Annotated in this window: 16 protein-coding genes and 3 pseudogenes; 7 read left to right on the forward strand and 12 right to left on the reverse strand. The window is 69.4% G+C overall.

Annotated features, from left to right (window positions below; all coding sequences use genetic code 11):
• Positions 1 to 1,269: an MFS transporter gene (locus ACFIF2_RS26135; RefSeq protein WP_395575680.1), complete on the reverse strand. Its 1,269-nt coding sequence runs from the start codon at positions 1,267 to 1,269 to the stop codon at positions 1 to 3.
• Between the two features lie 400 nt (positions 1,270 to 1,669).
• A complete protein-coding gene (locus ACFIF2_RS26140; RefSeq protein WP_395575681.1) occupies positions 1,670 to 4,069 on the reverse strand; it encodes a beta-L-arabinofuranosidase domain-containing protein in 2,400 nt (799 codons plus the stop codon).
• Positions 4,070 to 4,429: 360 nt separating this feature from the next.
• Between ACFIF2_RS26140 and ACFIF2_RS26145 the strand changes: the two genes are divergently transcribed.
• The gene (locus ACFIF2_RS26145) at positions 4,430 to 5,167 is read left to right on the forward strand and encodes a nitroreductase family protein (protein WP_395575682.1); all 738 of its coding nucleotides are present in this window, start codon (positions 4,430 to 4,432) and stop codon (positions 5,165 to 5,167) included.
• Between the two features lie 264 nt (positions 5,168 to 5,431).
• Here the strand turns inward: ACFIF2_RS26145 and ACFIF2_RS26150 are convergent, their stop codons facing one another.
• Positions 5,432 to 7,105 carry a glycoside hydrolase family 10 protein gene (locus ACFIF2_RS26150; protein ID WP_395575683.1) on the reverse strand — a complete coding sequence of 558 codons (1,674 nt, stop codon included), beginning with the start codon at positions 7,103 to 7,105 and terminating at the stop codon, positions 5,432 to 5,434.
• Positions 7,106 to 7,564: 459 nt separating this feature from the next.
• Positions 7,565 to 10,657, reverse strand: a complete 3,093-nt coding sequence (locus tag ACFIF2_RS26155; RefSeq protein ID WP_395575684.1) for a helix-turn-helix domain-containing protein — start codon at positions 10,655 to 10,657, stop codon at positions 7,565 to 7,567.
• Here ACFIF2_RS26155 and ACFIF2_RS26160 point away from each other — a divergent pair.
• From ACFIF2_RS26160 to ACFIF2_RS26180, 5 genes are all read left to right on the forward strand, one after another.
• Positions 10,629 to 11,135 (forward strand): peptidase inhibitor family I36 protein, encoded by a 507-nt coding sequence (locus ACFIF2_RS26160; RefSeq protein WP_395575685.1) that lies wholly within the window; start codon positions 10,629 to 10,631, stop codon positions 11,133 to 11,135. The genes ACFIF2_RS26155 and ACFIF2_RS26160 overlap by 29 nt on opposite strands.
• A 191-nt stretch (positions 11,136 to 11,326) precedes the next feature.
• On the forward strand, positions 11,327 to 12,454 hold the full coding sequence (locus ACFIF2_RS26165) for a DUF4185 domain-containing protein (protein WP_395575686.1): 1,128 nt from the start codon (positions 11,327 to 11,329) through the stop codon (positions 12,452 to 12,454).
• Between the two features lie 82 nt (positions 12,455 to 12,536).
• Positions 12,537 to 12,728 carry a hypothetical protein gene (locus tag ACFIF2_RS26170; protein ID WP_395575687.1) on the forward strand — a complete coding sequence of 64 codons (192 nt, stop codon included), beginning with the start codon at positions 12,537 to 12,539 and terminating at the stop codon, positions 12,726 to 12,728.
• 137 nt (positions 12,729 to 12,865) lie between these two features.
• Positions 12,866 to 14,221 (forward strand): alpha/beta hydrolase family protein, encoded by a 1,356-nt coding sequence (locus tag ACFIF2_RS26175; protein ID WP_395575688.1) that lies wholly within the window; start codon positions 12,866 to 12,868, stop codon positions 14,219 to 14,221.
• Between the two features lie 169 nt (positions 14,222 to 14,390).
• The gene (locus ACFIF2_RS26180; protein ID WP_395575689.1) at positions 14,391 to 15,530 is read left to right on the forward strand and encodes a GDSL-type esterase/lipase family protein; all 1,140 of its coding nucleotides are present in this window, start codon (positions 14,391 to 14,393) and stop codon (positions 15,528 to 15,530) included.
• Here ACFIF2_RS26180 and ACFIF2_RS26185 read toward each other — a convergent pair.
• The 4 genes and pseudogenes from ACFIF2_RS26185 to ACFIF2_RS26200 form a co-directional block, all read right to left on the reverse strand.
• Positions 15,467 to 15,646, reverse strand: a pseudogene (locus ACFIF2_RS26185) (hypothetical protein); the annotation flags it as partial. The gene ACFIF2_RS26180 and the pseudogene ACFIF2_RS26185 overlap by 64 nt on opposite strands.
• Before the next feature lie 78 nt (positions 15,647 to 15,724).
• Positions 15,725 to 15,949, reverse strand: a pseudogene (locus ACFIF2_RS26190) (HAD family hydrolase); the annotation flags it as partial.
• Positions 15,950 to 16,038: 89 nt separating this feature from the next.
• Positions 16,039 to 16,173, reverse strand: a pseudogene (locus ACFIF2_RS26195) (IS5/IS1182 family transposase); the annotation flags it as partial.
• A gap of 43 nt (positions 16,174 to 16,216) precedes the next feature.
• Positions 16,217 to 16,561: a DoxX family protein gene (locus tag ACFIF2_RS26200; protein WP_395575690.1), complete on the reverse strand. Its 345-nt coding sequence runs from the start codon at positions 16,559 to 16,561 to the stop codon at positions 16,217 to 16,219.
• 216 nt (positions 16,562 to 16,777) lie between these two features.
• Between ACFIF2_RS26200 and ACFIF2_RS26205 the strand changes: the two genes are divergently transcribed.
• Complete coding sequence (locus tag ACFIF2_RS26205; protein ID WP_395575691.1) at positions 16,778 to 17,422, forward strand: LysE family translocator; 645 nt, start codon at positions 16,778 to 16,780, stop codon at positions 17,420 to 17,422.
• 158 nt (positions 17,423 to 17,580) lie between these two features.
• On the opposite strand, the gene ACFIF2_RS26210 is transcribed toward ACFIF2_RS26205, so the two are convergent.
• The 4 genes from ACFIF2_RS26210 to ACFIF2_RS26225 form a co-directional block, all read right to left on the reverse strand.
• Positions 17,581 to 19,005: an LLM class flavin-dependent oxidoreductase gene (locus ACFIF2_RS26210; RefSeq protein WP_395575692.1), complete on the reverse strand. Its 1,425-nt coding sequence runs from the start codon at positions 19,003 to 19,005 to the stop codon at positions 17,581 to 17,583.
• Complete coding sequence (locus ACFIF2_RS26215) at positions 18,926 to 19,849, reverse strand: carbohydrate ABC transporter permease (RefSeq protein ID WP_395575693.1); 924 nt, start codon at positions 19,847 to 19,849, stop codon at positions 18,926 to 18,928. Before ACFIF2_RS26215 ends, ACFIF2_RS26210 begins: the two co-directional genes overlap by 80 nt.
• Positions 19,850 to 19,851: 2 nt before the next feature.
• Complete coding sequence (locus ACFIF2_RS26220; RefSeq protein WP_395575694.1) at positions 19,852 to 20,745, reverse strand: carbohydrate ABC transporter permease; 894 nt, start codon at positions 20,743 to 20,745, stop codon at positions 19,852 to 19,854.
• A 105-nt stretch (positions 20,746 to 20,850) separates the two neighbouring features.
• Positions 20,851 to 22,167 (reverse strand): ABC transporter substrate-binding protein, encoded by a 1,317-nt coding sequence (locus ACFIF2_RS26225; RefSeq protein WP_395575695.1) that lies wholly within the window; start codon positions 22,165 to 22,167, stop codon positions 20,851 to 20,853.
• Between the last annotated feature and the right edge of the window lie 38 nt (positions 22,168 to 22,205).

Here is a 22,205-nt window from a genome sequence, read left to right on the forward strand (position 1 = left end):
TCATTCCTCGATGCTCTGACTCGGCCGTCGCGCGGACGAGTTCTGGGGATGGAGGGGAACCTCGTCCTGCGGTCCGACGCGCACCGGGGGAGAGGTGCGTGCGCGGGTACCGGCGGCCGGGGCCGCGACGACGGCCGTGGCGACGAACGCCAGCACCACCAGCATCGCCGGACGCAGCCCGTAGTGGTCGCCCAGGAAGCCGAGCGCGGGCGGCCCCACCAGGAAGGCGACGTAACCGATCGTGGCCACGAGACTGACCCGGGCGGTCTCGTCGGGCCCCGAGTCACCCGCCGCCGACAGGGCCACCGGGAAGCCCAGGGACGCGCCGAGGCCCCAGAACAGAACCGCCCCCGCGGCCACGCCGGCGTTGTCGGAGAAGATGACCAGGGACAGGCCGACGGCGCCGGAGACCGCGCTGGCCCGCACGACGGTCGCCCGGCTGTACCGGTTGAGGAAGAACGTGCCGCTGAAGCGTCCGAGGGTCATCGCCGCGGCGAACCCCACGTAGACGAGTGAGCCGGCCGTGGCGCCGAGCCCGTGGCCGTCGACCATGAGCAGCGGCAGCCAGTCGTTGGCGGCGCCCTCGGCGAGAGCCATGGCCAGCACGATGGCCCCGATCAGGAGCAGCCTGCGGTCCCGCCACACCCGCGGCCTCGAACGCCGCCCGGTGTCCGACGCGGGCGCGGCCGTACGCATGCCGATGCCGGCGGGGACGGCACGGATGCCGTACGCGAAGAGCGCGGCCGCCACCACCGCGACCGCCGCCAGGTGCCAGTGGGCGGGGAACGACGCGGCGGTGGCCGCCATGCCGGCCAGCCCTCCCACGACGGTGCCCAGACTGAAGCATCCGTGCAGGGTGGGCAGCACCGCGGTGCCGGTGATCCGTTCCACGTCGGCGCCGTCCACGTTGATCGCCACCTCGCCCGACCCGATCCCCGCGCCGAACAGGCACAGTCCGGCGGTGACCAGCGGTGCGGAGGCGAGGCCGCTGCCGGCCGCGACGACGACCACGCTCGCGATGACCAGCAGGGTCGCCACGGCCGTGACGGGCCTGGTGCCGAACCTCGACACGAAGTGCCCGGAACACAGGATGCCGGCCATCGAGCCGACCGACAGGCCGAAGAGCACCAGCCCCATCTGCGCGGTGGACACTGCCAGTTGGTCACGGATGTCCGGCGTGCGCGTGACCCAGGAGGACATCGCGATGCCGTTGAGGAAGAAGAACAGGAACAGCGCACGACGGCGTCGGTGTACGGCGCGGTCTATCAAGAAGGGGCTCCGCTGGCGTTCGACAGATGGGCAGGCTGGAACGGCAGGCAACGAGTCCGCGCACCCACCAGGAATGTACAAATGTACACACCGGCTGGAACTCTGAGAAGACGAGGCAGACAACCGCGACGACAGGCAGCGCCACGGCGCCATCAAGGTGACCTACCGAAAGATCGCCGAAGCCGCGGGTGTCCCGCTCGGTTCGCTCACCCACTACTTCGACGACATGCAGCACCTGCCGACCGACGCGTTCACCCGCCAAGCGGAGTCCGTCTCCAGTCGTCGAGATCATCTGCGGCAAGGTCTGGGTACCGACCGCAACCTCATGCTCGGCTACGGGCTCTACGCCTTCACCATCCGCCCCCCGAGGTGCGCGCCGCCGGACTTCGCCGTCACCCGGTCACAGGAACCTCCACAGGTGGTCGGCGGTGCCGTTGTCGGCGAACTGGACGACCTGGGCGCTGTTGGCCGTCGACATGCCGTCGACGCCGAGGACCTTGCCGCTGTGCTGGTTGCGGATGCGGTACCAGCCGTCCCCGTTGTCCACCAGGGTCCACAGGTGGTCGGCGGTGCCGTTGTCCTCGAACTGGACGACGCGGGCGCTGTCGGCGGTCGACATGCCGTCGACGCCGAGGACCTTGCCGCTGTTGCCGTTGCGGATCAGGTACCAGCCCTCACCACGGTCCACGAGCTGCCAGGCGTGGTCGCTGGTACCTGAGTTGTCGAACTGGACGACGCGCGCGCTGTTGTCCAGCGACATGCCGTCGACGGCGAGGACCTTGCCGCTGTGCTTGTTCTGGACCCGCCGGAAGGGAGGTTCGGGCGTCCAGGGCCGTCCGTCGGGCGAGGCTGTGGGGAAGGCGGTGATACGCAGCCGGGCGGCGCCCATGGGGATGAGGGTGACGGTCTCCACGGGGGCATCGCTGCGTGCCGGCCCCGGTTGCAGGGGCGCCACCACCCGCTCGTCGTCCGCGATCCACTCCTCGATGCGTCGGGCCTCGGTGGTGATGCGGACCGGGACCGTCTCCTGCGTGAACGGGTTGTCGGGAACGGGCCCGTCGTCCCGTGCGACGGCCGTCCGGGGGGAGGGGGTGAGGCCGTAGTTCCACGGTGAGGTCGCGTGCACCGCGTACTCGGGGAAGGTGTCGGTGCCGCCGTAGCGCTCGTACCGCTCACCGATCTTCAGGGAGTAGGTGAGCGGGCCGCGCTGGACGCTGACGGCGTCGTGCTGCTCGGGCCAGTGACGCAGGGTGGTCCGCTGGGGCAGCCGCATGGTCACCTTGTCGCCGCCCCGCCAGGTGCGCTTCACGGTGGTCCAGGCGGGGCCGTCCGGCGCGGCCACGGACCGGCCGTTGACTCGCAGTTCCGGCCCGTCGCACCAGCCGGGCACGCGCAGCCGCAGCGGGAAGTCGACCGGGCGTGGTGTGGACACGGTCAGGGTGACGGTCTCCGTGAAGGGGTAGCCGGTGTCCTCGGTGACGGTCACCGTGGTGTTCCCGGCGACCTGCGCGCGGACCTCGCTCGGGGCGTACATCGCCGCGGCCAGTCCGCCGTCCGGGGTGGCCAGCCACAGTTCCTCGGCGAAGTACGGCCAGCCCATACCGTAGTTGTGCGGGCAGCACCGGTACTGGTCGACACCCGGCTGGAAGGCCTGCATGGCGAAGCCGTTCTGGAACTGGCCCTGGGTCTTGGGCGCGTTGTCCAGGCCGATGCTGTTGGCACTGGTGATGTAGTGGATGGCCTTGCCCTGGGGGTCGAGTGAGGCGGGCAGTATGTTGAAGGCCAGGTCCTCACAGCGGTCCGCCCAGACGGGGTCGCCGGTGATGCGGGTGAGCAGTTCGTGGCTGGCCATGAACTCGACGACGCCGCAGGTCTCGAAGCCCTGCCGCGGGTCGGTGAAGCCGGGCCGGTAGTTCTCGTCGCCGGCCATGCCACCGCCCGGTAACTGCCCGTAGACGTCCATGACCTGGTCGTAGGCCCGGTAGGTGGCCCGGGTCAGCTCCGCGTCGCCGGTCACCTGCGCGTACTGGGCGGGCTCGCGGAAGCCCTGGGCGATGTTCACGTTGTGCCGGCTGGGGGTGGGGCCCGTCCAGTCGGCGCCCAGGGTGTGCATCTTGGCGGCCAGGTCCAGCAGGAACGCCTCGCCGGTACGGCGGTGGAGCCAGACGGCGATGTCGAGGCCGTCGCCCCAGCGGTAGGAGACCCAGCTGGTGTCGAAGGCCCCGGGTCCCTGGGCGTTCATGAAGCGCAGGAAGCGGGTGAGGAACGGCACGATCCGTGCGTCGCGCGTGTACTCCTCGTAGGTGCGCAGCGCCTGGAGGAGGGGCAGGAACGGCCAGAAGTCCGGCCCGCCGTTCAGCGACGTGCGCAGGGCCCGCGGTCCGAAGAAGCCGTCGCTCTGCTGGGTGGCGAGGACGGCCTCGATCCAGGCGCGGGAGCGGTCCAGCGCCCGCTTGTCCCCCGTGGCGACCGCCAGCGGTATGTATCCGCGCAGCCAGTACGGCACTTCCTCCCAGGCGCCGCGCTCGGGGTGCACCCAGCCGGTGGCCGAGAAGTCGAGGAAATGGGACAGGTCCTCGAACTGGCCGCACAGGCCGTCGAGCTGGAGCCGGAGCTGACCGGCGAGCCATCCGCGCGCGGTGACGCTGCCGGCGGGGAGCTTGCGGAAGGCTTCGGGCACGAGCGCGCCGGCCCGGCGCGACGGAACGGCGGAGGCGGAGGGGAGGAGCGGGCCGCCCAATGCTGCCGTGCCGAGGGCCAGGGCGCCGGTGCCGATAAGCGTGCGTCTGCTCACGGACATGCGGGCCTCCTGAGGTGGGAGCTCGATGCTTGTATGTCACGACGGGGCCGCCGCCGGGGCCACGGATGGCGGCGGACGACTCGGTGGAGGGGACTGCGATGCGCTTGTACATCGTTGTAAGGATGCGGCCCATGGGGATGAGAGCACACCGTGGGGCGGCCGTCCAGGGACGGGACTCGGGTGAGCCGAACCGGCGCGCGCTTTCCGGCCAGGCTCACCGGGTGCCGCGGACGGCGAGGCGTGGCGCCGTAGGTGACGCACCGTGGATTCGCCGCCGGACGCCCGCCACCCGCGGGCCGTCCGCTCCGGGGGCGCGCAACTCCCGTCTGTACAACCCATGTCGCCCCTACACTCGCGATCATGACAACCGAAGCCGCGCGAACGACCGCGCACCGGGCGATCGAGGACGGTCCCTCGCTCTTCGCCACCATGTCCACCATGCGGGCCATGCGCCGCCTGAAGCCCGACCCCGTGCCGGAGGAACTGCTGGAGCGGCTCATCCAGGCGGCGGTCTGGGGTCCCAGCGGCGGCAACATGCAGTGCTACGAGTACGTCCTCGTCACCGACCCCGCCCTCATGGCGCGGCTGGCCCCGTTGTGGCAGCGGTGTGTGGACGCCTACCTGGCGACCACCGGGAAGCACGCGCCCGAAGGCATGGACGCCGGTGCCTACGAGCGGATGGTCGACGCCATCCGGTACCAGAGGGACCACTTCGCCGAGACGCCCGCCCTCGTCGTTCCGTGCTACCGGTTCCCCGAGCCACGGGTCGACGAGGCAGGGCTGCGGGAGTCGGCGCGGGCCCTCGGCCCCGAGGCGACCGAGCGCATGGCGCGCACGCAGGAACGCTTCATGGCACTCGCCGAGGGGTCGTGCGTCTACCCCGGCGTCCAGAACCTGCTTCTGGCCGCCCGAGGTCTGGGGCTGGCCGCCAACCTCACCATCTGGCACCTGATGCTGGAGGAGGAGTGGAAGGAGGCGCTGGGCATCCCGGAGGACATGCGTACCTTCGCCGTCGTTCCCGTGGGCTGGCCGCGTGGTTCCTTCGGACCGGTGCGGCGTCGCCCGGTCGCGGACGTCGTGCACCGCAACGGGTGGTGACAGTCCCGCACTCGGGGGCACCGCGGCCGGTCCGGAGAACGTTGCCGTGCTCCGGTCGGCCGCGGTGCCGGCAGCTCAGACGCCATGTTGTTGCTGGAGTCAGGTTTCGGTGTGGTGGCCACAGGGCGTGCGCGTAGTCGCCGAGGAGTGGTTGCCGCGCGCGGTGACGTCCGTGCGTAACCGCCGTCGGCCGCCCGGACCAAGGCGGTCGCGACGAACGGGACCGTGCCGCCCACCAGAACCGCCGGCCGGACCGGTCCCGGCTCAGCCGCCGGCCTGGTCCAGCCAGCGGCCCACCATGCGCAGGTCACGGGTGACCCCTGAGGTGAAGCCGGTCTGTGCGCCGTCCCAGGCGCCGGAGTTCGCGACGATCGCCGCGACCTGGCGCCGGGCGGCGGCCAGGCCGTGATCGCCGGCCGTCTCCAGCAGCTTCTTCGCGGTCTTCAGCCGGACCGAGGCATGCTTGGCGTCGGCCCCGCTCACACAGGAGCCGGACGCGGACTCGATCCGGTTCACGACCGGGCCCAGCGCCGCCTCGGCGGCCTTCGCCGGGTCGGCGTGCGGCGCGAACGCCTTCGTCCGGTAGGCCCCGAGGTGCAGTGCCTCGACCTGCGCGTCGGTGAGCTGGTTGTAGGCGAACAGCGCGGTGCCGTCGGAGTCGGCGTCCTTGACGGCCTGCAACTGGTCGCCCATGACATCCGAGGGTGAGCCGTGGATCGGCCCGTAGGTGGCCGTGTAGAGGTAGGCGTCGCCGACGCGCTCGCGCATGACCCCGGTGTCCTCGCCCACCGAGTCCGGCGAGGTGCCGAAGGACATGCCGGTGAGCAGGTCCAGGTAGTCCTTGTCGATCCAGTCGGCCCAGTTCTGGAACTTCTTGCTCAGCCCGTCCACCGGGTCGGCGAACACCGCGCCGGACAGGGCGATCCCGGGCTTCACCTCGCGCTGCATCTCCCGGACGCTCCTGACGAAGGACGTGATGTTCTCCTCGCGCCAGGAGTCAAACACCTTCCACCGGGGGTCGGTCTCCTCGAGCGTGTACGGGTCGACGCCGTGCTCGTCGCGGAACGCCTGACGCGAGTAGTCGCTGTAGGAGAAGGACGACGCGTAGGGCAGGGAGACGGGGTAGCGGATGTAGTCCAAGTGCAGTCCGTCGAGGTCGTAGTCCGTGATCATCTCCCGGAACACGGAGCGGATGTAGTCGCGGACGCCGGGCATCGCCGGGTCGACCCAGTAGTAGCCGGGTTCCATCGTCGAGGGCTGGGGGCCCTGCTTGCCGACGTCCGAGCGCTCGACGGCGGCCCACTCGGGGTGCGCCCGCAGGATCGGGCCGGGGCCGGCCTGGCCGCCGGCGCTGTCGTCGCCGGCCCTCTCGGAGCCGACGAAGAAGGTGTGCACCCACCCGTGCAGCTCGATGCCCCGGCTGTGTGCCTCCTCGATCCACACCTTCAGCGGGTCGAAGCCCCGCATGTTCGGGCGCTGCGCCTCGACGCCTGCGGCCTTCGCGGCGTCCGACGGGAAGATCGTGTATCCCTGCCAGAGCGTCTCGAGGAACACCACGTTGAAGCCCGCGTGCTCGATGCGGTCCATCGTCGCGCGGATCGCCTCGGGAGTCGTCTCCTTGGGACGCACCCACACACCGCGGCCCTCGACGGGACGGGACTCGCGGGTGCGGTCAGCGGCGCCCCTCGCCGTGGTCGCGGACGTCGTGGCGAGCGCGATCGCGTCGGCCTCACGGCCGTCCTCCAGCGCGTCGCGCGCCTCGGTGATCGTCCGTGCGGACTCGTCGATGCCCCGGTCGACGTCCGCCTCGGGGAACACGGTGCAGGACTCCACGGCCCCGGTACGGCGGGCCAGTGCGTCCTCGCGCAGCAGCTCGGCCCGCACGACGTAGGCCTCGGCGTCCACCGTGATCGTGAGCCGCCCGTCCGCGATGCTCACCTTCGCGCCGATGCTGCTGTTCGCGGCGAGCCACTTGGCGGCCTTGCCGTGGCCGGACAGGACGAGACCGTTGCGGGGAATGGCGCGGTCGCTGCCTCCGATGGCGACGATGCGGCCGTCCTCGACGACGACCTCCTGGCCGACAGCCCTCAGCTGCGCCGGTCTCGACCACGTCTGTGCCCCGCCCTGGCCCGCTCTCAGGTCGTCACGGTAGCGAGCCCGCCGGTCCGGCAGGGCGATCTCCGGCAGCTCGGCCCGCCATGTGCCCCGACCTGGACGATCGCGGAGGACGCATCACCGTGGCGCACATGGACCGACAATTCAGTCCGGGCCGGGCAGCGCTGGTGACTCAGGCTCTCTGTCCCGGCGTTTCCCGTCGGCAGACACCGAGGGCGGCACCTCCGCCACGACAGGACCCCGCCGCACGTCACCGGACGTGATCCCCGCGGCCGTTCCACGTCACGTACGGCGCGGGCAGGGCGGAGCGTAGTCGAGGCGGGGAAAGTGGCGGGCCCATTGGGCGCGGCTGATGGTGCGGTGGATGTGGTCGCAGGCGTCGGCGAGGGCCCGGTCGATGTCGGTGTACCAGATCTGGACGCTGTGGTGGGCGGTCACGGTCAGGAACGTGCCGTCTGCCTCGAGGTAGCGGACTTCCTTGACCGTTCCGCGAAGGTTGGTCAGGTGGGCCAGAGGGACGGGACGCGCGCGGTCGGTCACGTCCCAGACGTTCACCACGCCGTCGATGCCGACGGTCGCCGCCGTGCGGCCGTGGGAGGCGAAGGCCACGCCGGTGACGATATCGGCGTGCCTGGCCAGCTCGCCCAGCTCACGGCTGCGGGGAAGTGCGCTGATGTCCCACAGCTTCGCCGTGCGGTCGTCGCTCCCACTCAGCAGCGTACGGCCGTCCGGGCTGTAGGCGAGGGCGTCGACGAAGTGTTCGTGCCCCTTGAGGACGGCGATGGAGGTGGCGTGGTGCGGGTCGGTCACGTCCCAGATGCGGACATGGTGGTCGTTGGAGCCTGAGGCAAGGGTCTTTCCGTCCGGGCTGAAGACCACGGGTTTGACGTCATCGTCGTGCCCGGTGAGCTTGTCCAGCAGGCGGGGGTGGGCCGGGTCGGCGATGTCCCAGAGGCGGATGGTGTCGTCATAGCTGCCGGTGGCGGCCACGAGACCGTCGTGGCGCACGGCGACGGAGTAGACGGTGCCGGTGTGCTCCGTGGGTCGCTTGGACAGCACCCTGGGGTTGAGCGGATCGGTCACGTCCCACAGCCAGAGCGTGCGGTTGCTGTCCACACCGAGCAGTGTGTTGCCGTCCCGGGTGAACTGGATCGGGCCCAGGCCAACTCCGTCGGTGGTACCGAGCCGGCGGGGCTGTCGTGGATTCTCCATGTCCCACAGGACGACCTGCGAACCGTCGGCCATGGCCAGCGTGTGGCCGTCGGCGGGAACGGCCGGTGTGTGCCCGATTGGTTTCGGGTCGGTCGTTCTGGGATCGATCGACGCAATGGACAGGGAGCTGAGCAGGGCATTGCCCGTGCGGTCCTGCTGAGTCTGCCGGTAGGCGGCCAGCGCGATCTGGACGGCCAGTGACGGGTTGTGCGGGCTCAGGCGCACGGCTTCGTCGGCGGCCCGGAGGGCCACGGCCTCATTGCGCTGCTGGGTGACGGTGTTCTGCGCCTGTACGGCGAAACCGGCGGCGGCCACGGCGCACACGAGCAGGACGACCAGGGCTCCGGCCAGCCTGCGCAGTCGGCGCAGGCGTTGGCGGCCGCGCTCTTGCGTCTGCTGTGCCGCAGCCTCGCTGGCATCGAGGAAGGCGCGTTCCCGAGCGGTCAGGGCGTGTGACGGGAGGTCCTTCACGGCGGCGAGGCGTACACCGCGGTACAGGATGTCGGGGTCGTGGTCCAGGGACTCCCAGAGGGTGGTGGCCTCGGTGAGCGCGCGTTGCAGACGTTCCTGGCCGCGGTCCTTCTCCAGCCAGTCACCCAGGCGCGGCCAGCAGCGGATCAGCGCCTCGTGTGCGATCTCCACGTGGTCGCCGTCGGCGGTCAGCAGTCTGGCCCGGGTCGCTTGTTCGAGGACGAACTCGGTATCGGGACCGCCGTCGAGTTCCTGGCGGGGCACAGGGCGTTTGGTGTCCTCGGTGCCCTCCCCAAGCGCGACGAGCCGCATGAACAGCCGCCGCGCGGCCTTCTGCCGGGGTTCGCTCAGGGCGCTGTACAGCTTCTCGGCGGTCTGGGTGAGGGCACCCTCGAAGCCGCCCGCCGCGCGGTAGCCGGCCAGGGTGAGAGCGTTGCCCCGCCTTCGCTTCCAGGTCTCCAGCAGAGCGTGCGAGAGCAGGGGCAGCGCACCCGGCCGGCCGTGGGCGTCGGCGGTGAGGGTCGTCAGCAGGGCACTTTCGACGGTGAGCCGGGAGCGGGCGGCGGGCCCTACGATCGCCGCCCTCAGTTCCTCGACCGTCATCGGGCCGACGGGATGGTGGGCGTGGGGCAGGGCGTCGACGAGACCGGGCAGCCGCGTGCAGTGTGTGTAGAAGTCGGACCGCACGGCGATGGCGACCCGGGTGCGGCTGTCGGGGACCTGTGCCGCGTGCACGAGCGCGGCGACGAACCGCTCGCGTTCCCGCGCGTCGCGGCAGAGGGTGAACACCTCTTCGAACTGGTCCACGAGCACGAGCAGTTCGTCCGCCGCGGATCCTGTCTCCTGCTGTTCGGCGAGGATCTGCCGCACCATCCGGTGGAAGGTGCGCGGCTCGGCCATGAGTCCCGCATGCACCGCGTCGGGAGCGGCCCCGACGCGGGTCGCGAGCCGGGCCGCGCATTCCGCCAGCGGATGCGAGCCAGGTGTGAAGGCCAGTGGGGAAACATCGGGAAAGGCGGGAAGCACACCTGCGCGCAGCACCGATGATTTGCCGGATCCCGACGCCCCGAACAACACGAGGAACCGCTTTTCCTTCAAATGTTCGACCAGTGTGTTGGTGAGTTTCTCACGGCCGAAGAAGACACCGGAGTCTGCCTCCCCGAACGGGAGCAGACCGACATAGGGCGGCTTGGCGCCGTTTCTCTGCCGGCCCTCCGCGCAGGTCTCCGCAGAGGTCTCCGTGCCGGTGCACGCGTCGGCCGTCCGTTGCCAGATCAGCTTCCATTCCCGCTCGTCACCGCCGCAGGCACGGACGTAGGCGAGGGTGACGGCCAGGCTGGGCAGCTGGCGGCCCGCCGCGGCCGAGGACAACGTGGCGATCCCATAGTGCGCGTTCCGTGCGAGGTCCCGGTAGGTGGGACGGCCGGCCTGTTCCCGCAGTTTCCTCAAACGCGCCGCGAATTCGAACAGAGGACCACCGTCCGGGTCCAGAGGGCTCTCTCCCCGTGGCACACGCTCACCTTTCCCCTCCCGGTCACACCGATTGTTCGGTATCCGTTTGTTCAGCATCGGCGGACCGGCCTCGAACAACAGATTAGCGGCTACAAACGGTGCATCAGGTCCCGCACCGAGGACCGGACAACGAACGGAAAAGAGGAATCCCATGAAGAAGCGTGTGCTGGGAGAAGCCATGGGCAGTGTCGAGAAGCCGCGGGAAACAGCAGTCCGTCCTGCCAGTGGCGCTGCGTGGAAGAAGCTGACCACCGGGCTCGTGGCTGTCGCTGCGGCCGCCGCGACGCTCATCATGCCCGCGACCACCGCCGCGACCGCTTCGGAGACCCGGGTCGTGGGCGCCCAGGGCGTGTACTACTACACCGGGAGCGATGTCCGGGCCAGGGCTTGGGGCGACTGCCGCGACGGCTGGACCTGCTTCTTCACCGAGTACGACGGCGGGGGAGCCATGTGGCGGGTGCCCAGCTGCGGCCGGCACGCCGTCCCCGCCGCCTTCGACGACCAGCTCACCTCCGGCTGGAACCGCACTCCCACCATCATCGACCTGTACCTGAACAGCAACCACACCGGGTTCATGGGCGGTGTACCGGCCCACTGGCAGGGCCAGCTCGCCCCGTCCGACAACGACCGGACCAGCTCCGTCGACGCCCGCTGCTGAAGCAGGAGCACGGAACATGAGGTGTACGGGTCCGGGATCGAATCCCGGACCCGTACACCCGCCTCGGAGCAGCCCGGCGCCCAGGCGCGGCGGCGCGTGGGTGAGCAGTTCCCGCCGGCATGCCCTCACGGCCGTCGTGGTCACGCCGCCCGCTGCTCCTCCCTCTTGATTCCCTCCACCAAGGAGCGCTCATGCACGACAGCACACCGCGCCGCGCCCCACGTCCGCCCCAGGCCCCCATCCGTCCGGTCCACCTCAGCCGGGCCGGTTTCCTCGGAGCGGGCGCTGCGGCGGTCGTCGCGGGCGTTCCCCAGCTCCCCACCCCGGCCCACGCGGCGACAGGCCCCCTCCGCGTCTCCAAGATCGCCGACCTCACCGGTCCCGGTCTCACCACCCGGTTCCGGATGGAGGCCACCGACCTGGGCGTGCCTGTACGGACACCCGACGGCCGGCTCCTGTTCGTCTTCGGCGACACCTTCGAGGAAGCCAGGGTCGGCGGTGGGTGGTGGCGCTCGCCCGTGGCGCTCTACGGGCGCTTCGACGGGTCCGGCCGACCGGTCGTATGGACCGGCGCGGTGGGTGGACGGCACGCCCGGCAACTGTGCCCGTACGACCACGACAACCCCGAGTACTCCACCGTGCTGCCCTCCGACGTGATCACCCTCGGTGACACCATGTATCTGCATGTCATGATGAACAAAGGGCCTGGCAACGTGGTACGCACCGAGATCTGGCGGTCGGACGACTCGGGCGCGACCTGGAGCCCCACCGGTGCCGTGTTCGCCCCGAACCTGCACGACGGCATGTTCCAGCTGCTCACCTGGGCCCTCGGCGACGACGGCTACGTCTACGTCCTGTCCACCGGGTTCCAGCGGGACAAGCCGGTCATCCTGCACCGGGTCCGCCTCGACCGGCTGACAGACCCCGGAGCCTACGAGCCGTGGGGACGGGCCCTCGACGGCCGCTGGGCCTGGGGCAACGCGCCCACACCCGTCCTGGACGGCACGTTCGGCGAGCTGTGCCTGCGGCTACTCGGCGGCCGGTGGATCCTGACCTGGTTCAACCAGGGCGACTACCGGATCGAGGGCCTCGTCGCGGACCACCTCACCGCGGACCTGCGCACCGCCCACCGCCGCACCCTGCTGTGGGGCACGTCCTGGGGCAACGAAGACGACACCCACGTCGCGCAGTTGTACGGCGGCTACGTCATTCCCGGGTCAACGCTCAACGACCTGCACCTGTCCGTCAGCCAATGGAACACCCAGGCGGGATGGCCCTACCGAGTCATGCAATTCCGCGTTCGCGGGCTTGCCCTGTGACCCGGGATCCCCGCAGAGGTCCATCCGTCCCCGGGGCCCAACAGAGGTCCTTCCGTCGCGACTCACAGCAGCGTGATGGGACGTGGGACGTGAGGCGTGGAACCGGCAGTTCGACGCGGAGTACGGGGCGGCCCTGATCCTGGCCGAACTCGACTTCGTCGCAGAGCTGCGCGGGCACGCTGTCGCCGCTCTGTCCCTGCATCTGGAGGGCCTGGCCGCGGCCCGCGACACCGGCGACCCGCGGGCCGTCGCGCCGGCGGCGGAAGCGCGGTGACGTGGACCGGGTGGCGGCCGTGGTACGCGCGGTACTTGGCGAGGCGTACTTCACGGCGGCGTTCGATGGGCGCCGCCTCGGACCCGGGCAAGGAGGAGGAGTCGCTGCGGGCCTGACGCGTCAAGGCGCAATGGGGCATGGCCCCGGGCACCGGCGCCGCGCGCCCGCGGAGGGGGCGCGGCCGGCAGCACGGTGCGCGGAGGATCTCAGCCCCGCACCTGAGTTACCGGCACAACGACAAGCCGACCCCGTCGAAGCGGAAGCAGGCTCGTACCGCCTCGCATACCGGGGCGCTGTCCGATCCGCGCAAGCACGGCCTGGTGGAGAACGGCGGGCAGCTCCCGGGCGGGGACAGGCTGCGCAACCTGACGCCGATGGGAGTGAAGGCCGCCGCTCGCGAGCTGGGGCGGCAGGTGGGGGAGATGGGCGACCCGGCCCGCGTCGCGGGCCGCGCCGGGGCAGGGGGCGGCGCCCAGGCGGACATTGTCATCACCGCGCCCGGGGACGGGGCCAGGAGACTGGGGGTCATGGAAAACATGAGAGTGCGGGACGTCTCGTTCAGCAACGGGACGGTAGAGCTGGCTGGTTCACTGAGTGTGCCGGCTGGGGCCGACCTGGTCGTTGCGGGCGTGGTGCTGGTGGGCGGGTCCGGACCGACAGACAGGGACAACGGAACGTACTTCCCGCCGTTCCAGCAGCATCTCGTGAAGGCTGGCTTTGCCGTGCTGGCATATGACAAGCGTGGCGTTGGCCAGTCAACCGGTGATTGGCGCACAGCAACCATGGACGATCTGGCGGCTGATGCGGTCACCGCGCTGAGCTTTCTGCGTGCTCAGCCTGAGGTTCATCCGCAGACTGCGGGACTCTTCGGGCATAGCGAGGGTGGCTGGGTCGCCCTGCGCGCTTCTGCGGCACAGGATGATCTGCCGTGGGTGGTGACCAATAGCTGCCCGGGAACGAGTCCAGCTGAGCAGGAGCGCTACGCCCTGGCCAACCACCTGCGGGGCCTGCACGGTGATGGGCACCCCGAGATCCACAGCACTCTGACCCTCTACGACCAGCTGACAGAAGCAGGCCGGCGCAACGCCGACTTCACGACGGCGCAGCAGCTCGTCGACGATGCGGGAGCGCCGCTGGGACTGGCCTACTACTGGGGCGACGTGGACGAACGCCTCTGGGAGTTTCTGAAGCGGAAACAGGACCACGACCCGATTCCGGACCTGCTTCAGCTGCGCTGCCCGCATCTGGCGCTATTCGGTGGCGCGGACGAAACGGTGCCGGTCGCTGACAGCATCCGCATCTTCGCCGAATCCGCGTGCGCTTCGGCCCGCCCTCCGAGGGCAACCCTGACTGTGGAGGTCTTCCCGGGCGGTGACCATCGTTTACAGGTACAGGGCTCAACCGACCCTACCCCCGGGTACCTCGACAAGGTAAGTCGGTGGCTCGCGCACCATGCCACCCCTGCGCATGGCCAACTGGGCGCGGCACGGTGACGGCGAGGACGCCGACGGCCTGACGGCCGGCACCACCGAAGCACCGAGCAGTGCCCCCCCATCTCCCCAGGAAACAAGGAGTGTTTGTGTGTCAGGGTGGCGGTTGGAGAACTCGCGGGTGCGTACACGCATCCGGGGTTGAGAGCGTTGGGGAGCGGTGACGGTGGGGATGCGGACGTTTCCGCTGGTGGATGGGCCGGTGGAGTTGCGGGGGGCGCTGGACTTGGAGAGGACGCAGGCGGGGGTGATGCCTCGCCGGTTGCCTGGGTGGACCAAGGAGCAGTACCAGGACCCGTCGGTCTACGGGGTGACGGTGATGCCTTCGGGGGTGCGGCTGGTGTTCCGTACCGATGCGCGTGAGCTGGAGTTCGAGGTCCTCACCTCCACAGGGCAGTTCGACACCGACCCCCAGCCCCGCCCGACCGGGATGCTGGAACTGCTGGTGGACGGTGCCCACGCCGGGCGTCGGCAGGCACCAGTGGGCAATGTGGTGCGGATGGCGGGCCCCGGGGCCGTCCAGCGAGTGGTCCCGGGGGAGCCGGGCACCGTACGGTTCACCGGGCTGCCGAGCGGCATGAAGAACGTCGAGCTGTGGCTGCCGCAGCAGACCCCCACGGAACTGGTGGCACTACGCGCTGACGGCGAGGTGCTGGCACCGCTGCCGGACGGTCGGCGCCGCTGGGTGCACTACGGCAGTTCCATCAGCCACTGTCTCGAAGCCGATGGCCCCACCGGCACCTGGCCGGTGGTGGCGGGTTCGCTCGGGGGAGTGGAGGTGATCAACCTCAGCCAGGCGGGCAACGCCGTGCTGGACCCCTATGTCGCCCGGACGATCCGCGACATGCCCGCCGATCTGATCAGCCTCAAGGTGGGCATCAACATCGTGGGCCTGGCCGCCTTCCGGTTGCGGACGTTCGGCCCGGCGGTGCACGGATTCCTCGACACGATCCGGGAGGGCCACCCGGACAGCCCGCTGCTGCTGATGTCCCCGGTGTACTGCCCGGCATTTGAAGAGACGCCCGGCCCGACCGCGATGGGCCCGGACGGGAAAATCACAGCCCTGGGCGACCCGGCCGACGTGGCCCGGGGGGCATTGTCACTGAAGGTGGTCCGCGACGAACTCTCCCGAATCGTGGCGGCCCGACGAGCGCACGATCCCCACCTGCACTACCTCGACGGACGCGAACTGCTCGGCCCGGACGAGGTGGACGACCTTGCCGACGGCCTGCACCCCACCGCCGCCGCCTACCGCCGGATGGGTGAACGCTTCGCCGCGCATGCCTTCGCCAACAGCGGCCCGTTCCGGTGAGAGGGTGTTTCTGAACCGTTCACGACGTGCCGGAGACGCTCCAGGGTGGCGTCAGTGACGCCTCGCTCGCCCCGTTCGATCTTCCGAATGGTTCCTAGGGCGACGCAGGCGGCGTCGGCGAGTTGCTGTTACGTCTTCGGGCGGACCACACTGCGGTAGTAGGCAATCCGGCGGCCAACGCCGCTGTCCGTAAGCGCAGGCATACTGACTCCAGTTCGGCGCGTCCACTCCGATGCGCGAGTCGTCTGGTTGCCCGCGACGATCACGCGTATGCCTAGGTTCCGCAAGGCGACCAGTGCAGGACGTACGTCGCTGTAGAGGTCGCCCTCGTCCAGGGTCTCGCCGCGGCCGGCGGCCTCGCGGGCGCGGTACTCGGCAGCAACGTCGGTGCCCTGCCGCACGGGACGCAGGGCCTCGGCCATTGTTGTTCAGCGAGGAGCAGTACCGCCCGGGGACTCTGAGCCCAGGAGCGTGAGCAGCCCGGGGAATCCCTTCTCGATGTCCGTTGCCATGGCCGTCCCCTGCCAGGGGCGTCGGCGCCCTCACGCCGCAGCTGCGCCACCAACTTTGCGAAGGCGCGCGTGCTCAGCCCGATGAACGGGGCCATCCAGGACGGCTCCGACGCCGTGATCACACCAGCCACATCAAGATCATCGCACTCACGGTAGGCAACCCCGCGGAGGACCTTAGCCGGCAGAGCTCAACGCCAAAGTGGTGCCGGCCAGCAGGAAGAACGGGTACTGCAGGCCGAAGGAGTAATCGCGCACTCGCAAGTGGATCACGATGGCGGCGCCGAAGAAGAGGACCAGACCAGCCGCTGCCGCCACGGCAACTACCGGCACCCAGAAGCCAACGACGAGCCCCAGTGCAGCTGCCGCCTTGGGCACTCCCAACCACGGCATCCAGGATCGCGGTACCCCGACCCTGTCCATGGCGACGCCGACGCGTTCCCAGCGTGCGAAATCGGCACCGGCCGAGAACAAGCAGTAGGCGATGGTCAGGACGGCTGCGATGACATAGGCAACGGCCACGGGGCTCAGCTCCCAGGAGACTTGGCGAACGAGGTGCTTCCGCCTCTCTGACGGAGGAACCGTTTCGGTTGTGACACGACCGAGCCGGACGCTCTTTCGCCGACTCCCACGGCTACGTACGGGACAGCCCTTGGTACTGCAACGGTGCTTGCCGTTGCAGTACTAGGTCTAAAGTCGGTCTGGAGATGCCCGGCCACGGGAGCGAAAATCTCGTCCATGGTCGATGCCCATCAGTTGCTCGCTTTCTGCGCCATGTCGCTACTTCTGTCAGCGGTCCCAGGGCCGAGCGTGCTCTTCGTCATCGGACGAGCTCTCGCCCACGGGCGCAGAACGGCGTTGTCTTCTGTCCTCGGCAACGCGCTCGGCGGCTACGTGCTTGTCATCGCGGTGGCCATGGGGGTTGGGAGTGTAGTCGAGCGTTCGGTCTTGCTCTTCAACGTGATCAAGCTGGCCGGAGCCGCCTACCTCGTCTTTCTCGGCGCGAAGGCGCTGCGGGCGAGTTGGAGGGACCGGGCGATCATGAGGACCGCCTGGGGTGCCGCGCCCGGCGGTGGCGGCGACTCGGTCCGGGCGGGGTTCGTCGTCGGGGTGACCAACCCGAAGAGCATCGTCTTCCTCACCGCGGTCCTGCCTCAGTTCGTCGACCCGGAATCCGGCCACGCCAGCCTTCAGATGCTCCTCCTGGGGTTGGCCGGGGCCCTGCTGCAACTGGTCTCCGACGGCATTTGGGGGCTGACCGCCTCCACTGCGCGTGCCTGGCTGGGGCGTTCTCCCCGCCGCATGTCGCTGATCGGTGGCACGGGAGGGCTGGCCATGATCGGTCTTGGAGCGTCCGTCGCCGTCACCGGCCGGGCAGATTAGTACTTATGGGCTGTGGTCTCGTCGTTTGTAGTGGCAGGTGAAGGCCTGATGCTGGTGTCGTCGGCGCCAGCTCGACCAGTGCAGGATCTGTTCGACGGGGACGAAGTGGCGTTTGGTGAGCCGGTGGGTGAGGCGGCGTATCTCGGCAAGGCCCAGGGCTATGAGCTGGGAGGATCCGCTTCTGCTTTCCCGGTGTCGAGTGCGCGGGTCCGCGTTTGCCGAGGCGGCGGTGCCGCCTGGCGTCCCCGGCCCGTATGACGGGAGTGCCCGGCACCGTGTGGTAGCGGTTTCACCCGGATATGCGCGGAACTCTGAGCAGTCGCGCCAGGGAGTCCAGCGCGGCGAGTGGATCGGGCCCGGCAGGGCTCAGAACAACCTGCGTGGCGCAACCGCGGCGCAGTGCCGCGAGGTGCGCTCCGGCGTGCTGCGGGGTGCCGGCGACGGCGAGCCGCTCCACCCACGCGTCGGGGAGCCGTGCCGCGAACTCCTAGGGGGAGCCGGCCGCGGCTCGTAGCGCGCTCCCTCGCCGTGGCGAGGTACTCAGGCGTCACCGGCTCGGCCAGGAGGACGCCGTCGACGGCCCGCCCGGCCACCCGCAGCGACCTCAGCCTGGTGAGCGTCGCGACCTCCATCGCGGCGAACGCCGGGTTCCGTGCGTCCGCGGGCAGGAGACCGAGCCCAACCGTGAGCCGCCGGGTGATGGCCAGCACGGTGGCGGCCTGCGCGATCCCGCCGTTCAGGAAGCAGTCCTCCACCACCCACAGCGCGTCGAAGCCGAGGTCGTCGGCGCGGCGGGCGAACGCCGTCAGCTCGGAGCTCGAGAGGTCAGGCGGGAGCACGATGCCGGTGCCGGTCGCGGGCGTCACTGCGGGGCCCCGGCGAATGCGGCGGCTGCCAGGCTCTTCTCCCGCGCCAGGCCGGGCGTGTCGATCAGCTTTTCGTGGGCGCCGTGGGCGCCGTGGGCGTCGCACGCGCACGCCTCGGAGACGGCTCCGGCCGCGGTTGATGATCCGGTCGGTGACCTCCGCCTCTCTGCCGTGGATCAGCTCCCCGCTGAGGGGGACGAGGTCAGCCCCGTAGGCGTAGTGCGTTGCGCCGGGGTGCTCGCAGTCTGAAGTGTGGAGGTCGGTGGAGTCGGTTCTGGCGGCGGTCCGCGCCACCGGGAAGAGGTACCTGCAGGCAGGCCGGTGTAGACCAGCCCCGCCTCGCGGTACCGTTCGGGTCTCAGCCGACCCTGCTCGACGTCGCTTGCCGCCCGCATCACCGATCCGTCCGGTATCAGGGCTGGGACCAGCACCGACGATAAGCCTCGCAATTTCATGAGGCGGGTTGCACGACAGGCGGTCGGGTAAGCGCAAAGTACCTCTGACCAGCGACAACCAGGATTGTTGAGGTCCCAGTTCTCGCAACGCCGATGCGTGCCGGGTGTGATGGCTGTACCCCGGATCCGGTTGCGGGGCGGTGGATGGTTCCGGATCCGGGGTGGCTGGTGGCCGGGCCGGCCTACTTGACGGCGCCGGCGGTGACGCCGCGGGTGAGGGAGCGCTGGAAGATGAGGAAGAAGACGACCATGGGGATGACACCGAGGAGGGCGGCGGCGCTCATGGCGGTGGGGTCGCTGGTGTACTGGCCCTGCATGACGGACAGGCCGAGGGGGACGGTCTGGTTGTCGTTGGAGACCAGCAGGACGAGAGGGTAGAGGAACTCGTTCCAGCTCCAGACGAAGAAGAACACGAACATCACCGACAGTGTCGGCCAGCTCATGGGCAGGATGATGCGCCACAGGATGGTCCAGCGGCCGGCGCCGTCGAGGGAAGCGGCTTCGATGAGTTCGCGGGGGAAACTGCTGAAGACCGAGGACAGCAGGTAAGTGCCGAAGGCGCTGTAGGTGATACCGACGAGGATCGTGTAACCGAGTTTGCCGTCGTACAGACCCATCTCCTTGAACAGGTAGTAGACGGGGTAGACCAGGCCCTCCTGCGGCAGAACGTTGACGCCGAGGAAGAAGACGAGGAAGGCGGTGCGCCAGCGGATGCGGCCGATGCCGATGGCGTAGGCGTTGAAGAGGGCGAGGACGACGGCGATGAGGACGACGCCGAGGCTGATCTGGATGCTGTTGACGAGTTTCTGGGTGAAGTCGACGCGTTCCCAGACGTCGGCGACGATGTCCCAGTTCCAGGTTTCGGGCCAGGACAGGGAGCCGTTGGCGCGGTAGTCGGCACTGGTCTTGAAGGAGTTGAGCAGGATGATCGCGAACGGGGCGAGGAAGGCCAGGACGAAGACGGTGACCGCGGCCACGACGGCGTAGGAGCCTGCACCGCGCTTACCGGGCGTTCCCTTCTTCCGGTCTCGTCTGGTGGAGGTACGGCCGGGAGTCGCCGTCTTCTGGACGCGCGGCGCGCTGGGGGCGGTGGTGTCGGTGGTCATGGTCATCCGTCCTCGCGAGCCTGGCGGGTGAGCATCGTTCCGGCGATGATCAGGACGAGAAGGGTGATCGTGCTGGAGATCGCGGATCCGTAGCCGACGTCGGCGCGTTCGAAGAAGTTCTGGTAGGCGAAGTAAGCGGGGACGAGGGTGGAGTTGCCGGGGCCGCCACCGGTGAGGACGAAGACCTGGGCGAAGACCTTCAGGCCGGCGATGGTGGTGGTGACTAGGACGACATAGACCTCGGGCCGCAGGATGGGCACGGTGATGCGGGTGAAGCGCTGCCACCAGGAGGCGCCGTCGAGGGCGGCGGCCTCGTAGAGTTCGGGGTCGATGCGCTGCAGGCCGGACATGAACAGGACCAGTGGGTAGCCGAGCTGCATCCAGACCAGGACGCCGAGGACGGCCCACAGGGCGAGGTCGGGGTCGCCGAGCCAGTTCTGGGAGAGCGAGGACAGGCCGATGGTGTCGAGGACGGAGTTGACGGCGCCTTCGGGGGCCAGGACCCATCCCCACATCAGGCCGGTGACGGCGACGGGGATGACCTGCGGCAGGTAGAGGCCGGAGCGGAAGATGCCGACGATGCCGTCGCCGTGCTTCTTGCCGATGTAGTCGAACAGCAGCGCGGCCAGGAACAGCCCGAGCAAGGTGGGCACGACGGCGATGCCGATGATGACGAAGGCGATGTTGCGGAAGGAGGCCCAGAAGTCGGCGTCCTGGAAGAGCCGCGTGTAGTTGTCCAGGCCGATGAAGGTGGGATCGCCGATGCCTTGCCACTGAGTGAGGCTGTAGTAGAAGGTCATCACCAGCGGGACGACGAGGAAGAGCAGACTCAGCAGCAGGCCCGGCGCGAGGAAGACGGCATAGCCCGTGGACCGCGGGTGACGTTTGGTTTTCACTGTTGCTCCTGGTTGGACGGGACGGCGGCCATGGCAGGGCCCGGGCCGCCGTCCCCGGAACGCGTGGTGTGCGGCCGCCTGGAGAAGGCGGCCGCAGTGGTGACGTCAGGGCCGGGTCGCGAGGTACTTCTCGTAGGGGCCGGCCAGTTCGTCGAGGACGGTGTCGGGCTTGCCGCCGTTCATGAGGTTCTGGGTTGCGGCGACCCAGGTGTCGTAGTAGCCGGCGACCGGCCAGTCGGGGTAGAAGGACAGGCCGCCGTTCTCCTGGCTCTGGGTGAAGGCGTTGATGAGCTGGCGGGACTTCGGGTTGGTGATGTCGTCGGGCTTGGCGGCGAGCGGGACGTTGCCCTCTTCGCCGATCAGCTTCTGGATCTTGTCCGACATGGTGATGGCGATGAAGTCCTCGGCGAGCTTCTTGTTCTTGGCCTTGGTGGGGATGACCCAGTGGTTGCCGCCGGAGCCCAGGGTGTCGTCGCTGCCGGGGTAGGGGGCGGTGGACCACTGGAAGTCGGTGATGTCGGTGGACAGGCCGCCGAACCACCAGTTGCCGCCGACCATGATGGGCCGCTTCTGGGCGACGAACTGCTCGGTCATGTCGTTGCCCTTGAGGCCGACGTCCTTCTTGTCGAAGTAGCCCTTGTCGAGCCACTCCTGGTACTTGTCGACGGCGTAGGTCATCTCGGGGCCGTGGAAGTCGACCTTGCCCTGGTACAGCTGGTAGTTGTCGACCCAGGTGGCGTTGGCCTTGGACAGGGCGAGCAGGTACAGCCAGTGGCCGGCGGGGTGGTCGTTGCCGGCGTTGGCCAGCGGAGTGACGCCGGCGGCCTTGAACTTTGCCAGTGCCGCCTCGAAGCTCGCGAAGTCGGTGGGCTTGTCGACACCGTGCTTCTTGAAGAGGTCGTCGTTGTAGTAGGTGAGGACGAACTCACCGTAGTTGGGTATGCCGTACCACTTCTCGCCGCCCATCTCGCCGTCCGCGTTGTAGCGGGCGGTGACGGAGGCATCCTCGCTGATCTTCCTGTCCCAGCCGTTGTCCTTCACGAGGGGGGTGAGGTCGGTCAGCAGGCCCTGCTTGGCGAGCAGGCCGGTGGTGGCGTTGCCCTTGTTGTACTCCATGACGTCCGGCGCCTTGTCGGAGTTGAGGATCATGCCCGCGTTCTGCTGGATCTGCTCGAACGTCTTGCGCTCGAAGACGACCTTCACGTCGGGGTGGGTCTTCTTGAACTCGGCGATGGCCGCGTCCCACGCCTTGCCCAGGGCGCCGTCCTTGTCCTCGTAGTGCCACAGACGAAGGGTCTTGCCGTCGCCGGCGGCGGTGTCGGAGCCGCCGCAGGCGGTCAGCGGTGCCAGCAGGGCCAGGGCGGAAGCCGCGAGGAGCAGCGGCCTTCTGCGCAGGGCGGGGCGGATGCGCGGGTTGTTCATGGCAGTTTCCTTGGTGTGCGTCGTTGCGGCAAGGGCGG

This window comes from Streptomyces sp. BK79, from assembly GCF_044142145.1.
GTDB lineage: Bacteria > Actinomycetota > Actinomycetes > Streptomycetales > Streptomycetaceae > Streptomyces.

Excerpts from the sequence above, each read along its gene's own strand:
- ACFIF2_RS26140 (WP_395575681.1), bottom strand. The coding sequence starts at position 4,069 with ATGTCCGTGAGCAGACGCACGCTTATCGGCACCGGCGCCCTGGCCCTC.
- ACFIF2_RS26145 (WP_395575682.1), top strand. The coding sequence starts at position 4,430 with ATGACAACCGAAGCCGCGCGAACGACCGCGCACCGGGCGATCGAGGAC.
- ACFIF2_RS26160 (WP_395575685.1), top strand. The coding sequence starts at position 10,629 with ATGAAGAAGCGTGTGCTGGGAGAAGCCATGGGCAGTGTCGAGAAGCCG.
- ACFIF2_RS26155 (WP_395575684.1), bottom strand. The coding sequence starts at position 10,657 with ATGGCTTCTCCCAGCACACGCTTCTTCATGGGATTCCTCTTTTCCGTT.
- ACFIF2_RS26165 (WP_395575686.1), top strand. The coding sequence starts at position 11,327 with ATGCACGACAGCACACCGCGCCGCGCCCCACGTCCGCCCCAGGCCCCC.
- ACFIF2_RS26175 (WP_395575688.1), top strand. The coding sequence starts at position 12,866 with ATGGCCCCGGGCACCGGCGCCGCGCGCCCGCGGAGGGGGCGCGGCCGG.
- ACFIF2_RS26180 (WP_395575689.1), top strand. The coding sequence starts at position 14,391 with ATGCGGACGTTTCCGCTGGTGGATGGGCCGGTGGAGTTGCGGGGGGCG.
- ACFIF2_RS26205 (WP_395575691.1), top strand. The coding sequence starts at position 16,778 with ATGGTCGATGCCCATCAGTTGCTCGCTTTCTGCGCCATGTCGCTACTT.
- ACFIF2_RS26215 (WP_395575693.1), bottom strand. The coding sequence starts at position 19,849 with ATGACCACCGACACCACCGCCCCCAGCGCGCCGCGCGTCCAGAAGACG.
- ACFIF2_RS26225 (WP_395575695.1), bottom strand. The coding sequence starts at position 22,167 with ATGAACAACCCGCGCATCCGCCCCGCCCTGCGCAGAAGGCCGCTGCTC.